Genomic DNA, 25,870 nt, shown 5'->3' with positions numbered 1-25,870 from the left:
CTTCGCGCTTCTTTGCGAGCGGCGTTTGGAATCTAGATTTCTAGGATCACTCCACGATGACAGCCGTCTCCACCACCGCATGGAACAGAACGTCGGCGCCAGCCGAGGCCCATTCCTTGGTGATGTCCTCGGCCTCGTTGTGGCTCAGCCCGTCGACGCAGGGGCACATCACCATGGCGGTCGGCGCAACGCGGTTGATCCAGCAGGCGTCGTGGCCGGCGCCGGAAACGATGTTGCGATGGGAATAGCCGAGGCGGTCGGCGGCATCGCGGATTGCCTTGACGCAGCCGGCGTCGAAGGTGACCGGATCGAAAGCGCCGACCTGTTCGATCTTGTACTGGATGTCGAGTGCCTCGCAGATCGTGTCGATGCCTTCGCGGATGCGGCCGTCCATCGCATCCAGCACTTCCTTTTCCGGCGAGCGGATGTCGACGGTGAAGACAGTGCGCCCGGCGATGATGTTGCGCGAATTGGGAAACACTTCCATGTGGCCCACCGCGCCGACGGCGTCGGGCTGGTAGTCCATGGCGATCTCGTGCACCAGCTCGATCACCCGCGCCATGCCGAGCCCGGCATTGCGGCGCTTGGGCATCGGCGTCGAGCCGGTATGCGCTTCCTTGCCGGTCAGCGTCACCTGCAGCCATTTCAGGCCCTGGCCGTGAGTGACGACGCCAATGTCGATGTCCTCGTCCTCGAGGATCGGCCCTTGCTCGATATGCAGTTCGAAGAAGGCGTGGATCTTGCGGTCGCCGACCTTTTCGGTGCCTTTCCAGCCGATCCGCTCCAGCTCCTCACCGAACTTCTTGCCGGCCTTGTCGACATGCCCGTAGACATCGGCCTGGTCGAGTACGCCGGCGAACACGCCGGATGCCATCATAGCCGGCGCGAAGCGCGAGCCTTCCTCATTCGTCCAGTTGGTGACGACGATCGGATGTTTGGTCTTGATGCCGAGATCGTTGAGCGAGCGCACCACTTCAAGCCCGCCCAGCACGCCCAGCACGCCGTCATACTTGCCGCCGGTCGGCTGCGTATCGAGATGGCTGCCGACATAGACCGGTGGCAGGCTGGGATCGGTGCCTTCGCGGCGGGCAAACATCGTGCCCATCTCGTCGACGCCCATTTCGAGCCCGGCCGCATCGCACCAGCGCTTGAACAGATGCCGGCCCTCGCCGTCCTCGTCGGTCACGGTCTGGCGATTGTTGCCGCCGGCAATGCCGGGGCCGATCTTCGCCATCTCCATCAGCGAATCCCACAAACGGTCTGAATTGATTCGCAGATTCTCGCCGGGTGCGGCCATTCAAAGTCCTCTCATTTCATATACTGGTCGGGCGGCGGTTCCCGCCGCCACCCGTCCAGGCAAAGCAGATCTAGTCTATCGACCGCAGCACATCACGCACATGGTCGATCAATTCGTTGATCTGGCCTTTGGTGATGATCAGCGGCGGCGACAGCGCGATGATGTCGCCGGTGGTGCGGATCAGCGCGCCGCGCTCGAACGCCTTGACGAAGGCCGAGAAGGCCCGCTTGGTCGGCTGGCCGGCGATCGGCGCCAGTTCGATCGCACCGATCAGGCCGATATTCCTGATGTCGATGACGTTCGGCTCGCCCTTCAGCGAATGCAGCGCGTCCTCCCAATAGGGCGCCAGCTCCTCGCCGCGGGTCAGCAGGCCCTCTTCCTTGTAGGTGTCGAGCGTGCCGAGTGCGGCTGCGCAGGCGATCGGATTGCCCGAATAGGTGTAGCCGTGGAAGAACTCGATCATGTGCTCGGGGCCGGTCATGAAGGCGTCGTGGATTTCCTTCTTCACGAACACCGCGCCCATCGGGATGACGCCGTTGGAGACGCCCTTGGCGGTGGTCATGATGTCGGGCGTGACGCCGAAGTAATCGGCGGCGAACGGCGTGCCGAGACGGCCAAAACCGGTGATGACCTCGTCGAAGATCAACAGGATGCCGTGCTTGGTGCAGATTTCGCGCAGCTTCTGCAAATAACCTTTCGGCGGCAGGATGACGCCGGTGGAGCCGGCGACCGGCTCAACGATGACGGCGGCGATGGTCGAGGCGTCATGCAGGGCAACGATGCGCTCCAGCTCGTTGGCGAGTTCCGCGCCATACTCCGGCACGCCCTTGGTGAAAGCGTTCTTTTCCGGCAGATGCGTGTGCGGCATGTGGTCGACGCCGCCGAGCAGCGTGCCGAACATCTTGCGGTTGGTGACGATGCCGCCGACCGAGATGCCGCCGAAATTGACGCCGTGATAGCCGCGCTCGCGGCCGATCAGGCGGGTGCGGGCGCCCTCGCCCTTCACGCGGTGATAGGCGATCGCCATCTTGAGCGCGGTTTCGACCGATTCCGAGCCGGAATTGGTGAAGAAGACATGGTCCATGCCCTTGGGCGCGATGTCGACCAGGCGGTTGGCCAGCTCGAACACGATCGGATGACCCATCTGGAAGGCGGGCGCATAATCGAGCTCGGCGGCCTGGTGCTGGATCGCCTCGGTGATCTTCGGCCGGCAGTGGCCGGCATTGACGCACCAGAGACCGGCGGTGCCGTCGAGAACCTTGCGGCCATCGCTGGTCGTGTAATGCATGTCCTTGGCGGACACCATCATGCGCGGCGCCTGCTTGAACTGCCGGTTTGCCGTGAACGGCATCCAGAATGCGCTGAGATCGTTCGGCGTGACTTTCAGCCGGTTGGACATGACCAGGACTTCCCCTTGTAATCTGTTTCGGTGCGCCCAACGCTTGGTCTTTGCTGCATTTTCATGCTACGCAAATTTTTGACCGATTGGACAAACGTTAGCACCGCCCTGTCGGCGGTCAAGGGATTACTAGCGGAAATGCGGCACCTGAAGTGCGTTCCACAGGCTAGGGAAAAACTGGTCCAGAGAATTGGTCCAGATGACCCTCAACGCGAGGGCTGGCAACGGTGACCACCAGCACGGACGCCCCTCGTCGCACCCGCATCCAGCAGGAAAAGCGCGAACTCATCCTGGAGGCGGCGCTCGAGGTCTTCTCCACCAACGGCTTCCGTGGCTCGACCATCGATCAGATCGCCGAAGCCGCCGGCATGTCGAAGCCGAACCTGCTCTATTATTTCCGCCGCAAGGAAGACATCCACGAGACGTTGATGCAGCGCCTGCTCGACACCTGGCTGGCGCCACTCAGGGAACTCGACGATATCGGCGACCCCATGACGGAACTCAGGAGCTACATCAGGCGCAAGCTGGAGATGGCGCGCGACTTTCCACGCGAGAGCCGGCTGTTCGCCAACGAGATCCTGCAAGGCGCGCCGCGCATCATGCCGCTGCTGGCCGGCGAACTGAAGACGCTGGTCGACGAGAAGGCGACCGTCATCAAGGGCTGGATGCGCGCCGGCAAGATCGCCAAGACCGATCCGTGGCACCTGATCTTCTCGATCTGGGCGACGACACAGCATTATGCCGATTTCGACGTCCAGGTCCGCGCCGTGCTCGGGCCGAACCGCGGTGGCGAAGGCCGCTTCGAGGATGCGGCAAGATTTCTCGAGCAATTGTTCTTGGATGGGCTGAAGCCGAAGGGGTAATGTCTCGTCCTTACCAGCCGTTGAGCTGTTGTCGACAGTGGGGATGGCTGAGGCACCCTATCACTTCGTCATCCACGGGCGGAGCAAGGAGCGTAGCGACGCGGCGCAGACCCGAGGATCCATGCCGCGACCTCTAAGCGCCGCTGCGGGTGCAGAATTCTGCTCCGCTGCACTCCAGGACCAATGTCACGGAATGGATCCCAGGGTCTCCGCGACGCCGCTTCGCGGCTGCTTCGCCCTAGGATGACGAAGCCGAGAGGGCTTCGCCACAACACGCACCGTCGTCAAGCGCTGCGTCGCTCGGCCGGCAGTTCATCCAGCAATGTCTGCAGCTTGGCGACCGAGTTCTGCTCGGCGAGCGGTGTGTAGACGATCAGCTTCATGTCGGAGCCGTCGCCGATCGACAGGCTCATATGCTCGAAGGTCATGGCGCCCGCGCTCGGGTGCCGGACATGCTTCACCCCCGACAATCGGTGCGCGACGTCGCGCTGCGGCCACCAGCTGCGGAACTCCGGGCTCGAGCGCGTCATCAACTCGATCAGCCGCTCGAAATCCGGATCGCCGACATACCGGGCGCTCGCGGCGCGGAACGAGGCCAGCACCGTGCGCGCCAATTCCTCCCAGTCGACCAGCAGGCGCCGGTGGTGCGGATTGGTGAACACCATATGGACGATGTTGCGGGCATCACCCTCCAGCAGGCCATAATCGCCGAACACCGCCACCGCCGCCGGGTTCCAGGCCAGCACGTCCCAGCGCCGCCCGACCACATAGGCCGGCTGCAGCACCAGGCTCTGCAACATATGCAGCAACGGGCCGTCGACTTTTTCCGGCGCCACGGCACGGCGCTCCGGCTGCTGGCGGTTGGCGAGGATGAACAGATGCTGTTTTTCGGCTGCGTCGAGGCGCAGTGCTTCGGCGAGCGCCGTCAGCACCTCGACCGAAGGCCTGACCTCCCGCCCCTGCTCCAGCCATGTGTACCAGGTCGTGCCGACGCCGGCGATCATCGCCACCTCCTCGCGCCGCAAGCCGGGCGTACGCCGCCTGAGACCGGTGGCGATGCCGGTGGCCGAGGGCGTCAGCCTTTCGCGGCGCGAGCGCAGGAAGGCGCCGAGTTCGCGCCGGCGGCTGTCTTCAGCGGAGTGTGTCGGGACCGAGTGGGGTTGGGTCTCCATGCGCATATTATAGCAGTATTGATACCAGGATAAAGTTTGAACTGTTTGGCTCGCGCCAACTGTCCCATCTTCGGTTCAGAGCAACAGAACGGAGGCTCTGAACATGGAACTCAAAGACAAGACAATCCTCATCACCGGCTCGACCGACGGGGTTGGCCGCGTCGTCGCGCAACAGCTCGGCGCCGCCGGCGCCCGTGTGCTGGTGCATGGCCGCGATGCGACGCGCGGCAAGGCCGTTGTTACCGAGATCGAAGCCGCCGGCGGCAAGGCCGAGCTTCTGGTCGCCGACCTCTCTTCGCTGGCCGAAGTGCTGCGGCTTGCCGAAGCGGTGCGTGCCCGGACGAACCGGCTCGACATCCTCGTCAACAATGCCGGCATCGGCACAGCGGGCCAAGGAGCCAAAAGGCAGGTCAGCGCCGACGGCTACGAACTGCGCTTCGCGGTCAATTATCTCGCCGGTTTCCTGCTTACATCGGAGCTTCTGCCATTGCTGAAGGCGAGCGCTCCGGCGCGCATCGTCAATGTCGCCTCGGCGGGGCAGCAGGCGATCGATTTCAGCGATGTCATGCTGACCCACGGCTACAGTGGCGTGCGCGCCTACTGCCAGAGCAAGCTGGCGCAGATCCTGTTCACCGTCGATTTGGCGGAGCAGCTGAAAGGCACCAGCGTCACCGTCAACGCGCTGCATCCGGCGAGCTACATGAACACCACCATGGTCCGGCAGGCCGGCGTGACACCATGGAGCTCGGTCGAAACCGGCGCCGACGCCATCCTCAACCTCGCGACATCGCCGGCGCTGGACGGGCGCACCGGCCTCTATTTCGATGGCCTGCGGGAATCTCGAGCCGATGCCCAGGCCTATGACGCCAAGGCAAGGCAACAGTTGCGAGCCTTGAGTCTCGATCTCGTCGGCCCGGCCTCCCCCACATCGAAGGAACAGCATTCATGACCCAGACAACCGAACACACTGTCATCATCGGCGGCTCATCAGGCATCGGCCTGGCGACAGCGCGAAAACTGCTTGGTCCGGGCATGAAGGTGACCATCATCGGGCGCAACGAGGAGAAACTGAAGAGCGCATGGAAGGGTCTTGGCGGCGCTGCCGAGAAGGCGGCGTTTGACGCCTCGAAGCCGGATGAGGTCCGTCAATTCTTCGAGCACCTCGGTCCTTTCGACCATCTGGTGCTGGCGGCCAGCGGCGGCAAGGGCCTTGGCCCCTTCCCGACACTTGACCTGAGCGACATCGGCAGCGGCGTCGACGAGAAAGTCCGCCCGCAGCTGTCCTGCCTGCAGGCAGCCTTGCCGACGCTGAACAAGGCCGGATCGGTCACCTTCATCTCGGCGGTCTCGGCGCAGCTCGCAACGCCCGGCGTCGCCGGCATCGCCGCCATCAACGGCATGCTGTTGACCGTGGTGCCGATCCTGGCCCTGGAGCTGAAACCGCTGCGCGTCAATGTCGTGGCGCCCGGCGTCATCGACACGCCCTGGTGGGATTTTCTGGCCGAGGAACAGAAGCAGGCGATCTTTACCGACTATGCCGGCAAGACCCCGGTTGGTCGCGTCGGTCGCGCCGAAGACGTCGCCTCGGCAATCGCCTTTCTCGTCTCCAACGGCTTCATGACCGGTCAGGTGCTGACCTGCGACGGCGGCCTGCGATTTGCGGCGTAGAGACAAGGAAAAACGGCGGCGGTCCAAGGCCGCCGCCAGACCTGTCGAAGCGGCAAGCAGCAGGCGCATAGCCAAGGATCGTGATCGGGCGCCGTCAGGACTTGGTACTTATCTGGCCTCTTTGGAACGCACGGCTGTCCCTCACGTTTGTAGGTCTGTCGCCAACCGGTCTTGCCGTATCTGAAGCAGGCTTTTCCGGAACATAGGAATAATCAGGCGTATCGGCCCCATACATTTTGTTATCAATGGTTTCTTGCCAGCTGGAATCAGCGTCGGATGGCGATGTGTCGGTGGTCCCATGGCGGGAGAAGCGAGAGTGAAGCCAACTCGGCGTGATCTCTCGAACCAATTGTGCAAAGCGTCCCATCGAACGTTCCTTTCCTTTGCCGAAACCCCTCTCCAAGATACGCGATCGCCTTGGCGTGCTCGGCTGGGGCTAGAGTTGACCTCTCAGCCAGGCGAGCGTCTCGGCAACGCCGGCAAGCCCGTACCGCGCGGCAGTATGCGCTGCCGGTTTGATCCGGATCGATAGGCCGCCGGCATCATTGATGGCTTCGAAGCCGTTTTCGTCAGGCGTGTCGTCGCCGAGGAAGACCGGGCGGCGACCTACGAATGGCGCGATGTCCATGAAACGCCGGATCGCGGCGCCCTTGGCGGCCTCGAGCGGCAGCAGCTCCACACCGGCATTGCCCGCAACCACCCGGTAGCCCTTGGGCAGACTGGCCAGCGCCTGCTCGACGAGCTGCGTTGCGCGCGCAAGCAGATGCGGGGCAGCGCGCGTGTGAATGGCCAGCACTCGTCCCTTGCGCTCGATAAAGGCCTCACGACCAAGCTCTGCCTCGATCTCGTCGGCAAGCGCTGCGATATCCGCCGGCTCTCCCGCGACTTCGACATCGTCGTCCGGCTGGAGCCTGTGTTCCAGGCCATAAAGCCCGGCCGCGCGCAGCTTCAAAGGCTGAAACAGCTGGTCCACCGCCGCAACGGAGCGACCCGTGATGAAGGCCAATGCCCCGTTCAGCTTGTGATCCAGGCCTTGCAGCAAGTCGCGAAGCTCGTCGCTGACCAAGACGGCGTCCGGGTGTTCGGCATGTTCCAGCAGGGTGCCGTCGATGTCGAGGAACAACGCCCATTCGCCGGTCAGCACAGTCTGCGGTTTCCGCATGACGGCCGGCGGCTTTTGCAGGGTCTCGCTGGTAAACTTGTGCAGGGTCTCGCTCATAACATTGCCATCCGTTTGCGTTCGAACATGGACACGACATTGTCGATGCCTCCCGGCCGGTCGCCAGCACCGGTTACCCGATCGAGGTCACCGCGCTTGCGCAGGCGCGCCGCGTCCAGAAGCATGCTGCCGGCCCAACGATAGACATTGTTGTCGCGGACCATCTGCCGCATTGGCCGCATACGCTCGCGCTGTTCGTCGGGCGTCATGGTCAGCGCCTGCAGCAGCGCTTCGCTCATCATGGCGGCGTCGTAGGGGTTGACGATCAGCGCCTCCAGCAATTCGCGCGAGGCACCGGCGAAGGTGCTGAGCATCAGGACGCCCTGCTCGTCGTCGCGCGCGGCGACGAATTCCTTTGCGACCAGGTTCATGCCGTCATGCAGGCTGGTGACCATGCATATGTCGGCCGCACGATAGATCTCATAGACCTGTTCCTGCGAGTGATGTTCGGCCACCATGATCACCGGTCTGTAGCCCTCGCTGCCGTAACGCTGGTTGAGCTCCTCGGCATAGCGCTGGCATTCGTCGTGGAGCAGCTTGTAGGCCGGGAGCGTGCCGCGGCTGGGGGCTGCGATCTGCAGGAAAGACAGTTTTCCGATCCATTCGGGGTTGTGCTTGAACAATTCGTCCAGTGCCTGAAACCGATCCAGAATGCCCTTGGTGTAGTCGAGACGCTCGACGCCTACGGCCAGCTTCACATCCGCTTTCAGTCCGAATCGGTCGCGCAAGCGGGTCCGGCAGTCGTCGACATCAGGCAATTTTGCCAACAGGTCCGCCGGCCATTCTATCGAGATGGGATAGGCGTGCACCAGCGTCGTCTGCCCGCCATAAGAGATCGCCGCATCCGCTCGCTCGATGCGGCTCTCCAGGAAACGATCGACGCTTTCGGTGAAATTGTTGGCGTGGAACTGGGTGTGGAAACCGATGATCGAGCTGCCGAGCAGCCCCTCAAGGATGCGCTCACGCCACGGACAGATGCTGTACACTTCCGAGTTCGGCCATGGGATGTGCCAGAAGGTGATGATGATCGCCTCCGGCAGGCGCTCGCGGATCATGCGCGGCAGCAGCGCGAAGTGGTAGTCCTGGACCAGCACGATCGGCCGCTCGTTGCGCGCCTCGGCCACCACCGTGTCGGCGAATTTCCGGTTGACGGCCTCATAGGCTTCCCAATCCGAGGCGCGAAAGATCGGCCGGGTGAAGGCGATATGGCAAAGCGGCCACAGGCCCTCATTGGCGAAGCCGAGATAGTAGCCCTGATGTTCTTCCTCCGTCAGCCAGACCCGGCGCAGCGTGTAGGACGGATGGCCGGGCGGAACCTGTACCCGGTCGTCCTGGTCGACCGTCAGGCGGTCCGCGGTTCCGCCGCCATAGGCGATCCAGGTGCCGCCGCAGGCGCGGGTGATCGGCTCGAGCGCCGACACCAGTCCGCTGGCCGGCACCAGCAATTCGACGCCATCACCTTTGATGTTGTGGATATAGGGTTCGCGGTTGGACACCACGATGACCTGCGCGTCGGGCAGGTCGTCGGCCAATATCTTGCGCAACGTCTCGGGCGACCACGTCACCAGCGCCGCATCGGCCGATTGACCATTTTTTCGAACTCCCGGATCACCTTGCGCGCCGCTTCCGCGGCCACGTCTTCGCCCGCTGTATGCGCGACCGCCGGAGGGTGACTGCGGCGCTGCCGCGATAGGGAGAAGAAAACGGCAAAAGCGGAAAAACCGAGGCTCGCGAGGATCAGAACCCAGAGCAGGTCCGCACCGTAATTTGTCATGGGAATGCCAACTCACCTCCGGCCGTTCGGCGGCCGTTTTGTTCGTGTTTCCGATTTGAAACTGTCCGCGGCGACAGGGTCGACGTCCGGACCTGTATTTTTGCAACGCACAAAGCCCGGATCGGTTCCGGATCATGTTCTGACGATGAGCGGCACCAGCCCTTCATGGCGATCGGCGAGGAAAGCGACGACCCGGTCGCCGACGCGCTGGAAGGTGAGATCGACCACTCTATCGCCGACGCCTAAATGGCGAAGCGTGAGTGTGTCGATGCCGATCGGCAGCCTGGGACGGGTGACGCGGATTTCCCCATCCCAGCCGTCTATTTCAAGGCCAAGGCAGGCCTGCATCAGCATGAAGGCGGAGCCCGCCGACCACGCTTGCGGCAGGCAGGCGACCGGATAGGCGATCGGTGCTTCGCCCGGCGCGCGGGTAAAACCACAGAACAGTTCGGGCAACCGCATGTTGAAATGGACGGCGGATTCGAACGTGCCGCTCATCAGACGGACCACGCTTTCACGCTCGCCATAACGCGCCAGGCCGGCACCGCATAGGGCGGTGTCATGCGGCCAGATCGAGCCATTGTGGTACGACATCGGGTTGAAGAACACGGCATCATCGGCAAGCGTCCTCAGCCCCCAGCCGGAATGGAAGGAGGCGGAAAGCAGCTGGTCGGCGACCATCTGCGCGCGTGCCGGCTCGGGCAATCCGACAAGGAGCAGATGGCCCGCATTCGAGGTCCGAACCTTGCAGGGCTCGCCTTCACCGTCGATCGCCAGGGCATAGAAGCCGAGGTCGTCGAGCCAGAAGTCGCGTTCCACAGCCACCCGCATGGCCTCCGCGCGGTCCTCCCAGTGATCGGCTTTCTCGTCTTCGCCACGGCGGCGGGCAAGCTTGGCCAGCCCCCGAAAGGCGGCAAAGACATAGCCTTGCACTTCGACCAGCGCGATCGGACCCTTGGGAATGCGGCCGTCGGCGTGAAAGACGGAATCGAAACTGTCCTTCCATCCCTGGTTGGCGAGTCCGGACTCGGCGGCTCGCTGGTAGGTCACGAAGCCGGTCTCGCGGCCCGCCTCCTCCGTCCATTCGGCCGCGGCGCACAGCGACGGCCACAGGCTGTCGATGAACGCCATGTCGCCGGTCCGATCGGCATAGGCGCAGGCGAGATGGATATAGAGCGGCGTCGTATCGACGCCGCCATAGTAGCGGCCGAAAGGAAGCTCGCGCAGCGCCGCCATCTCGCCCTTGCGCGTCTCGTGCATGATCTTGCCCGGCTGCGAATCGCTGAACGGCGACGTCTCCGTCGCCTGATGCTGGGCCAGGAAGGCCAGCACGCCTCGCGCCAGGCCCGGATTGAGCCACAGCATCTGCAGCGCCGAGATGACGCCGTCACGGCCGAACGCCGTCGAGAACCAGGGGATGCCTGCATAGGGATAGGGTCCGGTCGCAAGCTCGGTGGTCAGCAGCGCGACGTCGGCGCGGGCGCGCTCGACCCAGTCGTTGAAGACGCGGCCCGAACTGTGCACTGTCGCGCCATGGCGGCGCTTGGCCCGCATACCAAAGCGCGCCCGGGCGGCAGCGGCGCGGAAACGGTCGCGATCGGGCGCATCCGACAACTCGGGACCGACCTCGACATAGAGAATGGTGCTGCTGCGCTTGGTGACGGCGATCAGGAAATCGGCGCGGTCGGCTGTCAGATGGTCGGGTGCTTGCGAGAACGATATCGCCGATGCGCGCGCCAGCCCGTCCAACCCATCATAGCGTAGCAGCACGGACGTCGCGTCCATCTCGGCCAGATGGGCCATCCCACGGCGCAGCCGTGTCGAGCCGCGCACTTCGAACATGTCGCGGAAATCGGCGGCAAAGTGCAGGGAAACGCCGATCGTCGAGGTTTCCCGGCTGTAGTTGGAAAGTGTGATGCGTTCGAACAGCCTGTCCTGCCAGAGCAGCCTGACGCGTTCGACATGGATCGCGCCCTGCGGAATGTCGCGACCGGCGGCACTTTGCATCGGCAGATTGGTCAAATTGGTGGTGAACAGCACATTGTCCTGACTGAGCGAGGCGCCAAGCAACGATGTCTGCCGCCCGCCGACGGTCAGCCGGAATTCGGAGAGCACGCGAGTGTCGTCGCGGAAGAAACCGTCGCCGGCGCCGCGTATGTCGCCATAGGCATCGGCAACGACAAAACAGTCGCCCTGCTTGAGCGCAAACAGCCGGTGCGGCTCGCGAGGCGCGGTTGCGTCGAGCGATGCAAGGGCTACGGCGGGATCGAGCTGGCGCTCATCGAGTTGGGCCATTCGTCACAGATCCCTGTTGTTGCGGTCCTGTCGCTGGGGCACGTCGCTGCTCACGACGCCTTCGCCTCGCTCGGGACGCCGATCAGGCGCGCATAGGCGGCCAGATAGTCGCCGGCCATTCTTCTGGCGGAAAACCGCTTTTCGAAAACGGCCCTCACCTTTCGCCTGTCGAGCTGCAGCAAATCAGGCACCGTGGCGACGGCGCCATCCACGGACTCCGCGATGAAACCGGTGACGCCATGATCGATGATCTCGGGCAGCGCACCGCAATTCCACGCGATCACCGGCGTGCCGCAGGCCATTGCCTCGATGGCGACAAGGCCGAACGGCTCCGGCCAGTCGATCGGAAACAGCAGGCCGGCCGCCTTGCCGAGAAATTCCGCCTTCTGGTCTTCCTCGATCTCGCCGACATAGACGATGCGATCGCCGTCGATCATCGGCTCGACCACCTCATGGAAATAGGCGCGATCGTCGTCGCCGATCTTGGCCGCAAGCTTCAGCTTGAGCCCCGAGCGCAGGGCGATCTCGATGGCGCGATCCGGGCGCTTGTCGCGTGAGAACCGGCCGAGGAAGGCAAGGTAGGGCTCCTCTGCCTTCGTCTCGAAAGTCGGCTCGTAGATACCGGTCGGCAGTCCGTGGTGGATCGCCGCCAACCAGTTAGCCTTGGCAAGGCCTGCCTTCTGGCTGTGCGAAATGGAAATCAGGGGAAAGCGCGGGAAACGCTCATAGGCGGGTGCGAGGTCGACATAATCCAGCCTGCCATGCGGCGTTGTCACCGTCCGCTCCGCAATGTCCTCGAAGAAGGAAAAATGCAGGAAGTGGCTGAGGTGGAAGTGGATGACGTCAAACTCCGACGCCCGTTCCCTCACCTGCGCAAGCATCGAAAGATGCGCCGCGATCTCGGATTTCAGCGGGCGCGGATCGAGGCGCAGAGCGCATTCCCGGCCAGCCACCAGCTTTGCCGAGGTCTGGCTGTCGCCGCTGGCAAACAGCGTCACCTCATGGCCCAGATCGACCAGCGCTTCGGTCAGGTACGAGACGATGCGTTCCGTGCCGCCATAGAGTCTGGGCGGCACCGATTCATAAAGCGGCGCGACATGGGCGATTTTCATATTTCATCCTGGATGCTGGGCATACAGGTGCGAAATGCGTCAACGGCTCGATTGGTTCCGATTTAATGATCGATGCCGTCGGCGCCGCACTGCCGAAGTCGGCATGGAACCGCATCAAGCAGACTGCGCGATCAGCGTCAGAAAGCCACCGCTCAGGGCGACATTGCCGACGAAGCCGTTGATGCGCGAGCCGCGGTCGGGACCCTGATGGTCCCAGAAATTGTGGAACATCGGCGTGGCGACGATCAGGAACACCAGCAGCACCGCGGCCGCGAATGCCGTCCACAATCCGGCGGTGACCAGCACACCGGCGGCGACCTGAAGCACGATGCCGAGCCACAGCGCCAACCGTGCCTGCGGCGCGCCGCGCGCGGCCATCAGCTGGGTCAGGAAGGCCTCGTTCTGGATGTTGCGCAGGCCGGCGAAGACAAAGGCGCCGCCGAGCAAAAGGCGGCCGAGAAACAACAAGGTCGAAGGCAAATCGGCAGGCATCAAACGCTCCCTTTGAAAAACAGTGGGAGCGCCGCCTGTCGACGGCGCTCCCAACAAAACCGATCGATCAGGCGGCCTTGGCCGCCGGCATCGGATGAATGGCCTGGAAGGGGATGCACAGCCGGTTCCAGGTGTTGATCATGCCGAGCGCAACGGACAGCTTGACCAGTTCCTCCTCCGAGAAATGCTCGAGCGTGCGCGCATAGAGTTCGTCCGGCACGCCATTGTTGGCGATCAGGGTGACGGCCTCGGTCCACGCCAAGGCGGCGCGTTCGCGCTCGGAAAACAGCGGCGATTCCTTCCACGCCGAAACCAGATAGAGCCGTTGTTCGGTCTCGCCGTCGCGCCTCGCCTCGCGGCTATGCATCTCGACGCAGAACGAGCAGCCATTGATCTGCGAGGCCCTGAGCTTGATCAGGTGCAGCAGGCCAACCTCGAGCCCGCATTCGTCGACCGCCTTGTTGAGCGCCGACACCGCCTTCATGATTTCCGGCGCCTTGGCGAAAAATTGCAGCCTCTGTTTCATCTTGATGTCCTTTCACGTCTGCTTTGGGTTTTGGGTCTGCGGGTTAACTGGATTTCTGCGACCGCTGGTGGCGCTCGACGAAGGCGCAGCTCGCGGCAAGCGACCTCGGATCGCCTTCTGCCGCATAAGTGGCCACGATATCGGACAGCTTGGTCTCGGCGAGCGCGGCCCGATAGGCGCGCTCGGCCTTCAGCATCGCGGCGTTGATGCCGCAGGGCTTCACATAGGCCGACGCATCGAGTCTCACGGGACCGCGCTGGCGGATCTCGCCGCAGCGGAAGGCCGGCTCGCGGCCCTCGACGGCCAGCACGATGTCGAGCAGCGTGATGCGCTCGGCCGGCCGCGCCAACCGATAGCCACCTGCCGGCCCTGGAACCGATTCCAGGATGCGCTCGGCGCTCAGCATGTTGAGATGCTTGAGCAGATAGCTCGGCGACAGTCCGAAGGACTCCGCCATGGCGGAGGCAGGCATGGTGCTGTTGCCCTCGACGCCAGCCAGCATGGCAGCGCAATGGATGGCTGCTTCGACGCCCTCGCCCAGCTTCATTGTGTTGATCTCCAATTCATGGATATCTTTTATCGTGGATAATTTTTATCTGCAATAGGGAAATGGACGACGACTCCATTTTCGAAATGGTAATATGCGTGAGATTTATAATGCTGCAGAAGCCGGGGAACTTCCGGTGCGCGATCTCAAAGGGTAGCGCTGCCCCTCATTGCCCTGCCGGGCATTTCTCCCCGTATAGTGACGGGGAGAAAGACGCCGTCATTGACGGTTTTCGCCAATCGTCAACGTAGCAAGACGAGTGCCGAGGGCACCGCAGCTTCCCTTCTCCCCGTCACTATACGGGGAGAAGGTGCCGGCAGGCGGATGAGGGGCGGCGCTGGCCTCAGCAGTTGGATTACAGCACGGTACGGAACGTACCCGTGCGACGATTTGGAGCGACCGAACTCAAACTCCCTCGCATGAGAGAGGCGCCCTACTCCGCCGCCACCTTGGCCATCGGGTTGTTCGGGTGCGTCGTCCAGTTGGCATAGATCGGCGACACCGGCTTGCCGGTGCGCTGGTCCATCTCGCCGACGGCCAGCGGCTCCATGGTGATGCAGTTCTCGACCGGGCAGACATTGACGCACAGATTGCAGCCGACGCATTCTGCCTCGATGACCTCGAAGTGCCTGACGCCGTCGACCATGCTGGTGATTGCCTGGTGCGAGGTGTCCTCGCAGGCGATGTGGCAGCGGCCGCATTTGATGCAGGCGTCCTGGTCGATGCGCGCCTTGGCGATGTAGTTGAGGTTGAGATACTGCCAGTCGGTGACGTTGGGCGTGGCGCGGCCGACGATGTCGTCGAGCGAGGCATGACCCTTCTCGTCCATCCAGTTTTCGAGGCCGGCGATCATCTCCTGCACGATCTTGAAGCCGTATGTCATCGCCGCCGTGCAGACCTGCACATTGCCGGCGCCGAGCGCCATGAATTCGGCAGCGTCACGCCAGGTGGTGATGCCGCCAATGCCGGAGATCGGCAGGCCCTGCGTTTCCGGATCGCGCGCGATCTCTGCCACCATGTTCATGGCGATCGGCTTCACCGCCGGGCCGCAATAGCCACCATGCGAGCCCTTGCCGTCAATGGTCGGCTGCGGCGCGAAACTGTCGAGATCGACGCCGGTGATCGAGTTGATGGTGTTGATCAGCGACACGGCATCGGTGCCGCCGGCATGTGCCGCGCGCGCGGGCTTGCGCACATCGGTGATGTTGGGCGTCAGCTTGGTGATGACCGGCATGCGGGTGTTCTGCTTGCACCAGCGCACCACCATTTCGATGTATTCCGGCACCTGACCTACGGCGGCACCCATGCCGCGCTCCGACATGCCGTGCGGGCAGCCGAAATTGAGCTCGATGCCGTCGGCTTCCGTCTCCTCGACCACCGGCAGGATCGCCTTCCAGGCTTCCTCGACGCAGGGCACCATCAGCGAGACGACGATGGCGCGGTCGGGCCAGTCCTTCTTGACCTGCTTGATCTCGCGCAGGTTGACCTGCAGGTCGCGGTCGGTGATCAGCTCGATGTTGTTGAGGCCGAGCAGTCGGCGGTCGGCGCCCCAGATTGCGCCGTAGCGCGGACCGTTGACGTTGACCACCGGCGGGCCTTCCTCGCCCAGCGTCTTCCACACCACGCCGCCCCAGCCGGCCTTGAAGGCGCGGATGACGTTGTAGGCCTTGTCGGTCGGCGGCGCCGAGGCCAGCCAGAACGGATTGGGCGATTTGATGCCGACGAAATTGTTGCGGATGTCAGCCATGACAGGTCCCTTTCAGCCGAGACGAAGGAGCAGTTCGACGGGTGCAAGAATGCCGCCTTCAAGCGCGGCAGTGAGATTGGCGATCTTGGTGCGGGCATCCTCGCCCATGACGAGGCCGACGCCGGGCGGCGGCTTCCTGCCTTCCGCTTGCGCGGCGGCCATCCGGGCACGCACAGTGGCGAAGAATTCGATGGCAAAGGCGCCGCGTGGCCGCTCAGCGATTACAGAGAACCCCGCTGCAGCAGCAGCCGAGCGATAGTCGTCGGGCGCGGCGACAAACGACATGGTATCGTTTGATGCCCATGGCAGCGGATAGGTCAGCGCTCCGGCTTTCAGGCGCATCACATCGTAGACAGCGAAGATACCGCCCGGCTTGAGCACACGGGCAGCCTCGCTCATCAGCTTTGGCTTGTCGGGAAGGTTCATGCCGACATGCAGGATGATTGCCGCATCGAAACTGGCATCGGCGAATGGCATGTCCAACGCGCTGCCTTGCACGAAGCGCGTCTTGTCGGCCAATTCGGTTCGCTTCGACAGGCTTGTCGCGATATCGACATAGCTTTGCGTCAGGTCGATGCCGGTGACGTCAGCGCCAGCACTGTTCGCGACAAAGCGGGCCGGACCGCCGATGCCGGATCCGATATCGAGAAGCTTGGCTGCAGGCTTCAGCCCCATCTGATCGATGAGTTCCCTGGTGGCGGCCACACCGCCAATATGGAACTCATCCACCGCCTCGAGATCGCCGGCACGCAGATGGGCAATTTCCACGCCGGTATCGGCGAGCGCGGCGATGATCCGCTCCTCCAGACCAAATATGTCGTAGTGACGGGCGATGCCTGGCTCCACCACGGTCATGGTTCCTATCCCTCTTGCCGGACCCTGATCATTCCTCGCATCGAAGAAAATCCGTCGGCGGCTCCCCTTCGACCGTCACTGTGACCCTGTCCGGATTGCCCTTGCGCGCCACCAGCTTGACCCTTCTCTCGTCCATACGCACGGTTTCGTCTCCGTTGAGATAGACCTCGCGCATTGAACCGCGGTTTCGACCACGTCGCCTTTTGGCGGCCCTGATGTCCATTGGCATATCGTGTGCTCATTGAAGCCGACGCCGGACGCTTCGACGGACATTCGCTCTTCACCTTTCTCGTCACACCATTGCGTGTGAAGCCAATAGTCTGCTGACCCCCCGGCACTGCCGCAACTCCAATGATGGCGGCAAAGACCGGCGCTATCATTGCAGCGCCCGGTTGATGCTCTCCGCCGCGTCGCGTCCCTGCGCCACCGCCGAGACGGTGAGGTCGTCGCCACCAAAAATGCAGTCGCCACCGGCCCAGACTGTTGCCAGCGAAGTGCGCCCTTCCGCATCGACCTTGATGCGGCCGGCTTCGAGGTCGATGGAGGCGCCGCTGCCGTTGAGTGCGGCCGGCACGAAGCTCTGGCCGATTGCCTTGAACACTTGGTCGGCGACGAGCGTAAGCCGCTCGCCGGTGCCGGCAAGCTTGTCGCCGTTCATGGCGGTGTATTCGAGTTCGATGGCCGATACCTTGCCGCCGTCGGCGATCACCCGCTTCGGCTGCAGCCAGTGGCGGATGGTGACGCCATTGGCGGCCGCGAGATTCTGTTCGAACTCCGAGGCGTTCATGTGCTCCTGGCCGCGCCGGTAGCAGATCGTCACCTCCTCGGCGCCGAGCAGTTTCGATTGCACGGCGGCGTCGATCGCCGTCATGCCGCCGCCGATGACGACGACACGCCGGCCAACCGGCAGACCGGAAAGGTCACTGGCCTGGCGCAGTTCGGCAATGAACTCGACCGCATTGATGACACCGTCGGCGTCCTCGCCATCGGCGCGCAACGCATTGACGCCGCCAAGCCCCATGCCGAGAAACACCGCGTCGTAATTGCGGATCAGATCGGACAGCTGATAGTCGCGGCCGAGCGCCTTGCCGTTCTGGATATCGATGCCGCCGATCGCGGTCACATAATCGACTTCGGCCTGGGCGAAATTGTCGACGCTCTTGTAGGCGGCAATGCCGTATTCGTTGAGGCCGCCGGCCTTTGGCCGTGCCTCCAGGATGGTCACGTCATGGCCATGGCGGGCGAGCCGATGCGCGGCGGCAAGGCCGGCCGGCCCGGCACCAACCACGGCGACCGTCTTGCCGGTCGGCTCGGCGCGCGGATAGAACTGCTTGTTCTCGCCCATGGCGACATCGGTGGCGTAGCGCTGCAGGCGGCCGATCTGCACCGGCTTGCCTTCCGCCACTTCGCGCACGCAGACCTCCTCGCACAGCGTCTCGGTCGGGCAGACGCGGGCGCACATGCCGCCCAGTATGTTCTGGTCGAAGATGGTCTTGGCCGAACCGATCGGATTGCCGGTCGAGATCTGGCGGATGAACAACGGAATGTCGATCGAGGTCGGGCACGCATTCATGCACGGCGCGTCATAGCAGAAATAACAGCGGTCGGATTCGACCAACGCCTCGTGGTGATCGAGCGGCGGGTGCAGGTCGGAAAAATTGTCCGCATACTGGTCGGCCGAGAGCCTGCCGCCTGCAATGCCTTCCCTGAATTGGCCTTCTGGCATCGTCAGTTCCCCATGTTTTGTTTTGGGGAAGGCTAGCACGTTTTATTTTTTTATCAATTGGTCAATTTTCGGCACAAGCCCCTGAAAAGGCTCGACAATAACATGATTTTTTTACTCATGTTATGGCAACTGCGGTTGCGTTTGCAGCGGGACCGAAGGACCGGGCTCAAGTCCATGGCCATGGATAGCCCGGACCTCCTCGGCGACCAGTTGCTGCAGCCGCCACAGATTGCGGTCGTGGATGCCGAACGCTTCAAGGTGGCTGACCGTGTTGTAGAGATACTCGGCGCCGGATCCGATATGCCCGCAAGCCCTGGCCAGAACGCTCGCCACTCTGTCCAGCGGCTGGTTCAGCGACGTTCCCCTGCCCTTCACGCCGACCCAGAAGCCAAGCGCACGCAGCGCGCCTTGCGGCGTATGCACCGGCAGCCACCGGACCGTGTCGATGCTTTCGTGGTCGCTGATCTCACGCCGCAGCAGCCTTTCGATCTGGGCTGGCTTTTCGCCCTCCGGCAAGCGATAGATCACCCCGTTGCAGCGTCCGCCCCGTTCGAGCGCCATCATCAAACCCGGCTGCTCGGCGCTGCCTCGCCAACGCACCATGTCGAGGCAGAAGGAGCGGTGCCAGCCAAAGGCGGTAGCGAGCTGTTGCTCGACAGACTCGAATTCCTGCTTCCAGATCAGCGATCCGTAAGCGAACACCCATAGCGGCCCCTCGTCGGCTTCCTCGGACAGCCGCAAGGCAAGCGTCCGGAAATCCGCGTCGTTCAACTCCGTCCAGCTCGGGTCCGGACCGGGATCGGCCTCCTCCCGGTGGCACAGTGCGACAAGCTCGGGCGTGAGCGACATCAAGCGCATGAACAGCACCCCCTCATCACCCTAGAGAAATCGAAAAACGCGGGGCGCGCAACCGGGAACGCTTACCGCGGTTCGACCATTATCGTCCGGGCGGTGTCGGATTTCCGTCGTGAAGATCGTCCTAGGATGGATCGGACGACGATCGATGCCTGAACGGTGAGGAGACCGACCATGCCAAAATCCCCGATGCCCTTCTTCTGGTACGAATTGATGACCACAGATCTCGACGCCGCCGAGGCGTTCTACCCTAAGGTGATCGGCTGGACGGCGCAGCCTTTCGACGTGGCGCCCGGCATGCCGCGCTATGTCGTCATGAATGTCGGCGAACGTGGCGTCGGCGGCCTGATGACGATGCCCGAGGATGCCGCCAAGATGGGCATGCCACCCGCTTGGCTCGGCTACATCAAGACAAGTGAAGTCGATGCCTCGACGGCATCGCTGGAGAAAGCCGGCGGCGCCGTCCACCGTCAGCCCGACGACATTCCAGGCGTCGGCCGCTTTGCCGTCGTAGCCGATCCGCAGGGCGCGACCTTCATGTTCCTGCAGCCGAACGGTCCCGACCAGCCTGTCGTGCCAGCCAGCACGCCGGGCCATATCGGCTGGCACGAGCTTTACACGAGCGACTGGAAGGCCGCGTTCGACTTCTATTCCGATCAGTTCGGCTGGGCCAATGCTGGCGATTTCGACATGGGTCCGATGGGCACCTACCAGACGTTTACGGCCGGTCCCGAATCCGGCGGCGGCATCATGAACAAGCCGCAGCAGATTCCGGTCCCGGTCTGGCAGTTCTATTTCAACGTCACGGCCATCGACGCGGCGGCCAAACGGGTGACCGACAATGGCGGCAAGATCCTGATGGGGCCGATGGAGGTCCCCGGCGGCAGCTGGATCGTGCAGTGCCAGGATCCGCAAGGCGCACACTTCGCCTTGATGGCGCCGGTGCGCTGACGGCGATAAACACGGCTGGTACAAAGCACCGGCCTTTCATCGCACCATCGATGAAGGCCGTGTTCCTTTGCTTGGCGCCGACCTATTCCGGCGCCAGCACCGCGACCTTCAGATCTGCCTTTTTCGCACCGCTGAACTGGACGGTGGCGGGGCCGGCCGCGAGCTTGAAGCGCACGCTCTTGCGGATGCCGGGGCAGGTTTTCACACCGCTATAGCCGGCCGACTTGATGGCTTGGCCATCCTGGATGACATCGATCCAGGCCTCCCCCGACAGACTTATCTGGATGGCCCCCTCGGCCGGTACGTCCACGCTGGCGACGGCGCCAAACGTGCCTGACGCCGGGGCATGTTCGGGCGCCAGCGCGAAGCCGGCCTTCTCCACCGGCACCAGTGCCAGATCCGCGGCAGCGCCCACCGCCAGCGTCGCTCCGGACGGTGTTGCCGGGGCGGCGGCAAACAGCGCCTGTTCCCGCGTGACTGGCCACTTGAAGGCCTCACAGCCGGCGTCCTCGGCCATGGCGAAGCTGGTGCCTGCAAGGATAGCGAACAGGATGATGACGACTTTTTCATGGCAAAGGGAACCCACATGTTGAGAGCATTCACATACAACCATCGCGATAAGAATGCAACCCTGACGAGAATAATATGAAAGACCAGGCTGGGGAACATTTCCAATCACCGATTGTTGATGGCAGGCCATGGGAAGTGAATGGTCCATTTCCGGGCGATAATCTATGGCCGGTCCGGGACGCCAAAATGGAGTTTTAGATGAAGCTTTTCGAAAGCCTCGCCAAGTATCAGCCGCAGGCTCTGGGCGTACTGCGCATCATGACCGCGCTGCAGTTTATCGAGCACGGCAGCCAGAAACTGTTCAATTTCCCGGTCAGCGACCATGCCGGTGCTTTGAGTGGGCTGTCACTCAGCTCCGGCATCCTCGAATTCGCCGGTGGCATCCTGCTGGCGTTGGGGCTGTTCACCCGCCCGGTCGCGTTCCTTCTGGCCGGCGAGATGGCGATCGCCTATTTCATGGCGCACATGCCGCGCGACTTCTTCCCGGTCAACAACGGTGGCGATGCGGCGATCTCGTTCTGCTTCATCTTCCTTTATCTGGTGTTTGCCGGCGCCGGCGCCTTCGCGCTGGACAACCGCCGCAGCGCCTAGCGCCTTGATAATTTGAATAATGCGTGCCTGATTTCAGGCACGCATTCTTTCGAAATTGGCGTCGAACAGCGGCGCAGCCTGCATGCGCGCCGCATGGCGCTTGCCCAGCAGCTCGATCTCGAAGCCGTCGCTCTTATCGGCGATCTCCTTCGGCACGTAGCCGACGGCGACGGACTTCTTCGAGTGATGCGCATAGCCGCCAGACGTCACCCAGCCGCGCACCGCGCCGTCGAACCAGATCGGCTCGTCGCCAATGACATCGGCATCGTCGGCATCGACGATGAAGACGCGCAGGCGCAATTTGCCGCCCTGCTTGCGCTCGGCAAGCGCCGCGGCCTTGCCGATGAAGTCGGCGTCCTTGCCATAAGCGACGAAGCGGTCGAGTCCGGCTTCCAGAGGTCCGTAGATCGGCCGGTATTCGCGCCCCCATGAGCCGTAATTCTTCTCCAGCCGCAGCGCGTTGAGGCGCGCGCGAGCCGAACAGGCCGATGCCGAATTCCTCGCCCGCCACCATCAGGGCCTGGAAGGCGGCGCGCTGATACTCCGGCGCTACCCACATCTCATAGCCGAGATCGCCGGTGTAGCTGACGCGGCCGACCAGGCACGGCGCCATACCGATATCCATCCTGCCAATGGCCATGAACGGAAATGCCGTATTGGAGACGTCCGAGCGCGTGGCCTTTGCCAGCACATCGCGCGCGTTCGGCCCGGCGATCGACAGGCCGGTGAGCTTCGCGCCCAGCGCCTCGACGCGGACCGAACCATCGCCGGGCAGGTGCTTCTCGAACCAGCGCATATGGTATTGCTCGGCGATGCCCGAACCGGCGAGGAACCATTCACCTCCACCGAGATTGGCCAGCGTGAAATCGCCGATCAGTCTGCCGTCTTCCTTCAGCATTGGCGCCAGCGTCATGCGGCCGGGCTTCGGCAGCTTGCAGGCAAGCATCCGGTCGAGCCAGGCGGCCGCCCCCTCACCCGTCACCTTGTATTTGGCGAAGCTCGAAATCTCGGACAAGCCGACGCGATCGCGAACGGTCGCGACCTCCTTGGCAACCTGTGTAAAGTCGCTCGAGCGGCGCCAGGAGAACTCGTCCTTGACACCCGCTGGCGCGTACCAGAGCGGCACCTCCAGCCCATAGGCAACGCCCCATTGCGCACCCTTGGCCGACAAAAGGTCATAGACCGGCGTCGTCTTCAGCGGCCGTCCTGCGGGCAGCTCCTCATTGGGGAAGCGGATCGAGAAGCGCCTGGAATAGTTCTCGCGCACCTTGGCGTTGGTGTAGGCCATCGTCGCCCAGTCGCCATAGCGCGCGACATCCATCGCCCAGATATCGGCGCCGGGATCGCCCTCGATCATCCAGTTGGACAGCGCCAGGCCGACGCCGCCGCCCTGTGAAAAACCGGCCATGACACCGCAGGCGACCCAGAAGCCCGGCAGGCCGCGCACCGGTCCGACCAGCGGGTTGCCGTCCGGCGCGAAGGTGAAAGGGCCGTTGATGATCTGCTTGATGCCGGTGTTCTGGAAGGCCGGGAAATGCCGGAAGCCGACCTCCAGCGATGGCGCAATGCGATCGATGTCGGGCGCCAGCAATTCATGGCCGAAATTCCACGGCGTCTGGTATTCGGACCACGGCTTGTTGGCTTTCTCATAGGTCCCCATCAGCATGCCGCCGCGTTCCTGGCGCAGATAGAGCTCGCCATCGAAGTCGACCGCATGGATGATCTCGGTGCCGGTCTTGGCGTTCCAGGCGGCGACTTCCGGCATGTCCTCGGTGATCAGGTACATGTGCTCCATGGCCAGCACCGGCAGTTCGAGGCCGACCATGCGGCCGACCTCGCGCGCCCACAGGCCGCCGGCATTGACGACATGCTCGGCCACCACCTCGCCCTTGTTGGTGATGACGCGCCATAGCCCGTCAGGACGCCGCACGATGTCCTCGACCTTGGTGAAGCGCTCGACCTCCGCACCCAGTTTGCGCGCGGCTTTGGCATAGGCGTGGGTGACGCCGGAGGGATCGAGATGGCCGTCCTCCTTGTTTCTGACGGCGCCGACAAACTGCTTGGGATCGAGCAGCGGCATCAGCTCGGCCGCTTCGTTGGGCGAGATCTCCTCAAGCTCGATGCCGAGATAGCGGCCCTTGGCAACGACACCGCGCAGCCAGTCCAGCCGTGCCTCGGTCGCCGCCAGCAGCACGCCGCCGGTCAGATGCACGCCGGTCGCCTGGCCGGAAAGCTCCTCGATCTCCTTGTAGAGGTTGATCGTGTATTTCTGCAGCTTGGCGACGTTGGGGTCGCCATTGATGGTGTGCATGCCGCCGGCCGCGTGCCAGGTCGAACCCGATGTCAGTTCGTCGCGCTCCAGCAAGACGACATCGGTCCAGCCGTGGCGGGCGAGATGGAACAGCACGGAGCACCCGACGACGCCACCGCCAATGACCACGACCTTTGCATGCGATTTCATGGATTTTTCTCTGATATCAGTGAGTTGGATGGGTGAGATGAATCAAGACGGGAGGGATCACGGCTCGCCCTGCCCGATCGCTTCCTTGCGCTTGGCCATGTAGGCCTCCAGAGCCTCGCGCACGGCGATATCCATCACCGGCTCGACATAATCTTCCAGCGCCTTCTTCCACAGCCGTGTCGCGCGCGCCGTGGCGTCGAGCCCGCCGGCTTCCTGCCAGGCCTCGTAATTCTGCCAGTTGGACAGCATCGGCTGGTAGAAGGCGGTGGCGTAGCGCTCCAGCGTGTGCGGCTCGCCGAAGAAATGGCCGCCGGTCGGCACCGCGCCCAGAGCCTCGACGGCAAGCTCGGCCTCGTTGACCTCGATAGGGCGCAGGAACTCCATCATGTGCTGGATCATCTCGACGTCGATGATGAACTTTTCAAACGATGCCGTCAGCCCGCCCTCCTGCCAGCCGGCGGCGTGGTAGACCAGGTTGCCGTGGCCGAGCACCGCGCCCCACAGCGCCATCAGCGTCTCATAGGCGCCTTGCGCGTCAGCGGCGTTGGAGGCCGAGCCCGGCGTCGTGCGGTACGGAAGCCCGTAGTGCCGCGCCAGTTGCCCCGACGCGATGTTGGCCTTGGTGTTCTCAGGCGTGCCGAAGGCCGGCGCGCCTGACTTCATGTCGACATTGGAGGTGAAGGCGCCGTACATCACCGGCGCACCGGGTCGCACCAGCTGCGTCAGCACGACGCCGAACAGCGCCTCGGCGTTCTGCTGCGCCAGCGCACCGGCCAGCGTCACCGGGCTCATCGCCCCCATCAGCGTGAATGGCGTCACCGCCACCGACTGACCGAATTCGGACATGGTCATCAGCCCCTCGGCCATCATCTCGTCGAAGCGGCGCGGCGAGTTGACCGAGATGATGGTGGTGATGCCGGGATCGTCGCGCATCTGGTCGAGCGTCAGCCCACGCGAAATCGCCATCATCTCGATGCCATCCAACGCCCTGCCCCGGCCGATCGCCGAGACATGAAAGCTCTTGTCGGTCAGCGTCAGATTGGTGAAGTAGGTATCGAGGTGACGGGAGTTTGCCGGCAGTTCCACCGGCGCGCAGACCTGGTTGCCGAGCATATGGATGCAGTTGAAATGCTGCGCCAACCGGGTGAGGTCCGCATAGTCGCGCAAATTGCCGGCGCGGCGGCCGCGCTCCATGTCATGCACATTGGGCGGCCCGGCAACGAGGGTGAAGTTGATGGTGTTGCCGCCGAGATGAACTGACTTGGCCGGGTTGCGCGGCGTCAACACATAGCTGGACTGCGTGGTCTTCAGCGCCTCGGCGACCAGGCCACGATCGATACGGACATTCGCTGAGGCGTGATCGACTTTGGCGCCTGCCTTCTCGAACAGCGACAGCGCGCGCGGGCTCATCACCTCGATACCGAAATTCTCCAATATGTGCATCGACCCCTGGTGGATCTGTTCGATCTGGTCGGGCGACAGCATGGCCATTGGTGGATAGGGATTTGTCACCCGCCGCAGCGGCAGTTGCGGGATGGCCGACGGCCCCCTGTTGCTGGTGCGCTCGGCGCCGCGTTTGCGTCTTGGTTCGTTCATGCCTGGCATCAAAGCCCCGGCAAACCAGGCAAGCTGTCAGAAATACGCCGTTTGCGGGCGTGATTTTATCCACGGCGGCATTTCTGCGATATCTGTTTAGAAAAAACGACGAAATGCGTCGGATTATCGATACTGGATTTCCTTGGGAGACTGC

21 protein-coding genes and 2 pseudogenes are annotated in these 25,870 nt (G+C 63.3%); 5 read left to right on the top strand and 18 right to left on the bottom strand.

Annotated features, from left to right (window positions below):
* Nucleotides 1-46: 46 nt before the first annotated feature.
* On the bottom strand, nt 47-1,297 hold the full coding sequence (locus tag HB777_07770; GenBank protein ID QND63808.1) for a Zn-dependent hydrolase: 1,251 nt from the start codon (nt 1,295-1,297) through the stop codon (nt 47-49).
* A gap of 70 nt (nt 1,298-1,367) precedes the next feature.
* The gene (locus HB777_07765; GenBank protein ID QND63807.1) at nt 1,368-2,696 is read right to left on the bottom strand and encodes an aspartate aminotransferase family protein; all 1,329 of its coding nucleotides are present in this window, start codon (nt 2,694-2,696) and stop codon (nt 1,368-1,370) included.
* Nucleotides 2,697-2,923: 227 nt separating this feature from the next.
* Between HB777_07765 and HB777_07760 the strand changes: the two genes are divergently transcribed.
* The gene (locus tag HB777_07760; protein ID QND63806.1) at nt 2,924-3,559 is read left to right on the top strand and encodes a TetR/AcrR family transcriptional regulator; all 636 of its coding nucleotides are present in this window, start codon (nt 2,924-2,926) and stop codon (nt 3,557-3,559) included.
* A gap of 284 nt (nt 3,560-3,843) precedes the next feature.
* Here HB777_07760 and HB777_07755 read toward each other — a convergent pair whose 3' ends face one another.
* Nucleotides 3,844-4,731: a helix-turn-helix domain-containing protein gene (locus HB777_07755; protein ID QND63805.1), complete on the bottom strand. Its 888-nt coding sequence runs from the start codon at nt 4,729-4,731 to the stop codon at nt 3,844-3,846.
* Nucleotides 4,732-4,834: 103 nt separating this feature from the next.
* On the opposite strand from HB777_07755, the gene HB777_07750 reads away from it, so the two are divergent.
* Nucleotides 4,835-5,680, top strand: a complete 846-nt coding sequence (locus tag HB777_07750; protein QND63804.1) for an SDR family NAD(P)-dependent oxidoreductase — start codon at nt 4,835-4,837, stop codon at nt 5,678-5,680.
* A complete protein-coding gene (locus HB777_07745; protein QND63803.1) occupies nt 5,677-6,399 on the top strand; it encodes an SDR family oxidoreductase in 723 nt (240 codons plus the stop codon). The genes HB777_07750 and HB777_07745 overlap by 4 nt, the downstream gene beginning before the upstream one ends.
* Before the next feature lie 436 nt (nt 6,400-6,835).
* On the opposite strand, the gene otsB is transcribed toward HB777_07745, so the two are convergent.
* The 12 genes and pseudogenes from otsB to HB777_07685 form a co-directional block, all read right to left on the bottom strand.
* The gene (gene otsB / locus HB777_07740; protein QND68705.1) at nt 6,836-7,561 is read right to left on the bottom strand and encodes a trehalose-phosphatase; all 726 of its coding nucleotides are present in this window, start codon (nt 7,559-7,561) and stop codon (nt 6,836-6,838) included.
* A gap of 53 nt (nt 7,562-7,614) precedes the next feature.
* Nucleotides 7,615-9,392, bottom strand: a pseudogene (locus tag HB777_07735) (trehalose-6-phosphate synthase).
* Between the two features lie 132 nt (nt 9,393-9,524).
* On the bottom strand, nt 9,525-11,687 hold the full coding sequence (locus HB777_07730) for an amylo-alpha-1,6-glucosidase (protein ID QND63802.1): 2,163 nt from the start codon (nt 11,685-11,687) through the stop codon (nt 9,525-9,527).
* A gap of 50 nt (nt 11,688-11,737) precedes the next feature.
* Nucleotides 11,738-12,799, bottom strand: a complete 1,062-nt coding sequence (locus HB777_07725) for a glycosyltransferase family 4 protein (GenBank protein QND63801.1) — start codon at nt 12,797-12,799, stop codon at nt 11,738-11,740.
* Between the two features lie 114 nt (nt 12,800-12,913).
* A complete protein-coding gene (locus HB777_07720; protein QND63800.1) occupies nt 12,914-13,291 on the bottom strand; it encodes a DoxX family protein in 378 nt (125 codons plus the stop codon).
* Nucleotides 13,292-13,358: 67 nt separating this feature from the next.
* A complete protein-coding gene (locus tag HB777_07715) occupies nt 13,359-13,817 on the bottom strand; it encodes a carboxymuconolactone decarboxylase family protein (GenBank protein QND63799.1) in 459 nt (152 codons plus the stop codon).
* Nucleotides 13,818-13,860: 43 nt separating this feature from the next.
* Nucleotides 13,861-14,364, bottom strand: a complete 504-nt coding sequence (locus HB777_07710) for an Rrf2 family transcriptional regulator (GenBank protein ID QND63798.1) — start codon at nt 14,362-14,364, stop codon at nt 13,861-13,863.
* 433 nt (nt 14,365-14,797) lie between these two features.
* Entirely contained in the window at nt 14,798-16,111 is a 1,314-nt protein-coding gene (gene preA, locus HB777_07705) for an NAD-dependent dihydropyrimidine dehydrogenase subunit PreA (GenBank protein ID QND63797.1), read from the bottom strand.
* A gap of 12 nt (nt 16,112-16,123) precedes the next feature.
* The gene (locus HB777_07700) at nt 16,124-16,966 is read right to left on the bottom strand and encodes a methyltransferase domain-containing protein (GenBank protein ID QND63796.1); all 843 of its coding nucleotides are present in this window, start codon (nt 16,964-16,966) and stop codon (nt 16,124-16,126) included.
* 28 nt (nt 16,967-16,994) lie between these two features.
* Complete coding sequence (locus HB777_07695) at nt 16,995-17,189, bottom strand: hypothetical protein (GenBank protein ID QND63795.1); 195 nt, start codon at nt 17,187-17,189, stop codon at nt 16,995-16,997.
* A gap of 153 nt (nt 17,190-17,342) precedes the next feature.
* Nucleotides 17,343-18,692 (bottom strand): NAD(P)-dependent oxidoreductase, encoded by a 1,350-nt coding sequence (locus HB777_07690; GenBank protein ID QND63794.1) that lies wholly within the window; start codon nt 18,690-18,692, stop codon nt 17,343-17,345.
* A 120-nt stretch (nt 18,693-18,812) separates the two neighbouring features.
* The gene (locus HB777_07685; protein QND63793.1) at nt 18,813-19,550 is read right to left on the bottom strand and encodes a gamma-glutamylcyclotransferase; all 738 of its coding nucleotides are present in this window, start codon (nt 19,548-19,550) and stop codon (nt 18,813-18,815) included.
* A 171-nt stretch (nt 19,551-19,721) separates the two neighbouring features.
* Between HB777_07685 and HB777_07680 the strand changes: the two genes are divergently transcribed.
* Entirely contained in the window at nt 19,722-20,498 is a 777-nt protein-coding gene (locus tag HB777_07680; protein ID QND63792.1) for a VOC family protein, read from the top strand.
* Between the two features lie 82 nt (nt 20,499-20,580).
* Here HB777_07680 and HB777_07675 read toward each other — a convergent pair whose 3' ends face one another.
* Nucleotides 20,581-21,084 carry a hypothetical protein gene (locus HB777_07675; protein ID QND63791.1) on the bottom strand — a complete coding sequence of 168 codons (504 nt, stop codon included), beginning with the start codon at nt 21,082-21,084 and terminating at the stop codon, nt 20,581-20,583.
* Between the two features lie 182 nt (nt 21,085-21,266).
* Here HB777_07675 and HB777_07670 point away from each other — a divergent pair, with 182 nt between their 5' ends.
* Nucleotides 21,267-21,659 carry a DoxX family protein gene (locus tag HB777_07670; protein QND63790.1) on the top strand — a complete coding sequence of 131 codons (393 nt, stop codon included), beginning with the start codon at nt 21,267-21,269 and terminating at the stop codon, nt 21,657-21,659.
* Between the two features lie 33 nt (nt 21,660-21,692).
* Here the strand turns inward: HB777_07670 and HB777_07665 are convergent.
* Nucleotides 21,693-24,120 (bottom strand): annotated as a pseudogene (locus tag HB777_07665) (FAD-dependent oxidoreductase).
* A 57-nt stretch (nt 24,121-24,177) separates the two neighbouring features.
* Nucleotides 24,178-25,716: a trimethylamine methyltransferase family protein gene (locus HB777_07660; protein QND63789.1), complete on the bottom strand. Its 1,539-nt coding sequence runs from the start codon at nt 25,714-25,716 to the stop codon at nt 24,178-24,180.
* Nucleotides 25,717-25,870 lie beyond the last annotated feature (154 nt).

The sequence above is a fragment of the Mesorhizobium loti genome (assembly GCA_014189435.1).
Classification (GTDB): Bacteria; Pseudomonadota; Alphaproteobacteria; order Rhizobiales; family Rhizobiaceae; genus Mesorhizobium; species Mesorhizobium loti_G.
Note: the sequence above shows the minus strand (reverse complement) of the source record. Positions and strands in the feature narration are given on the sequence as shown.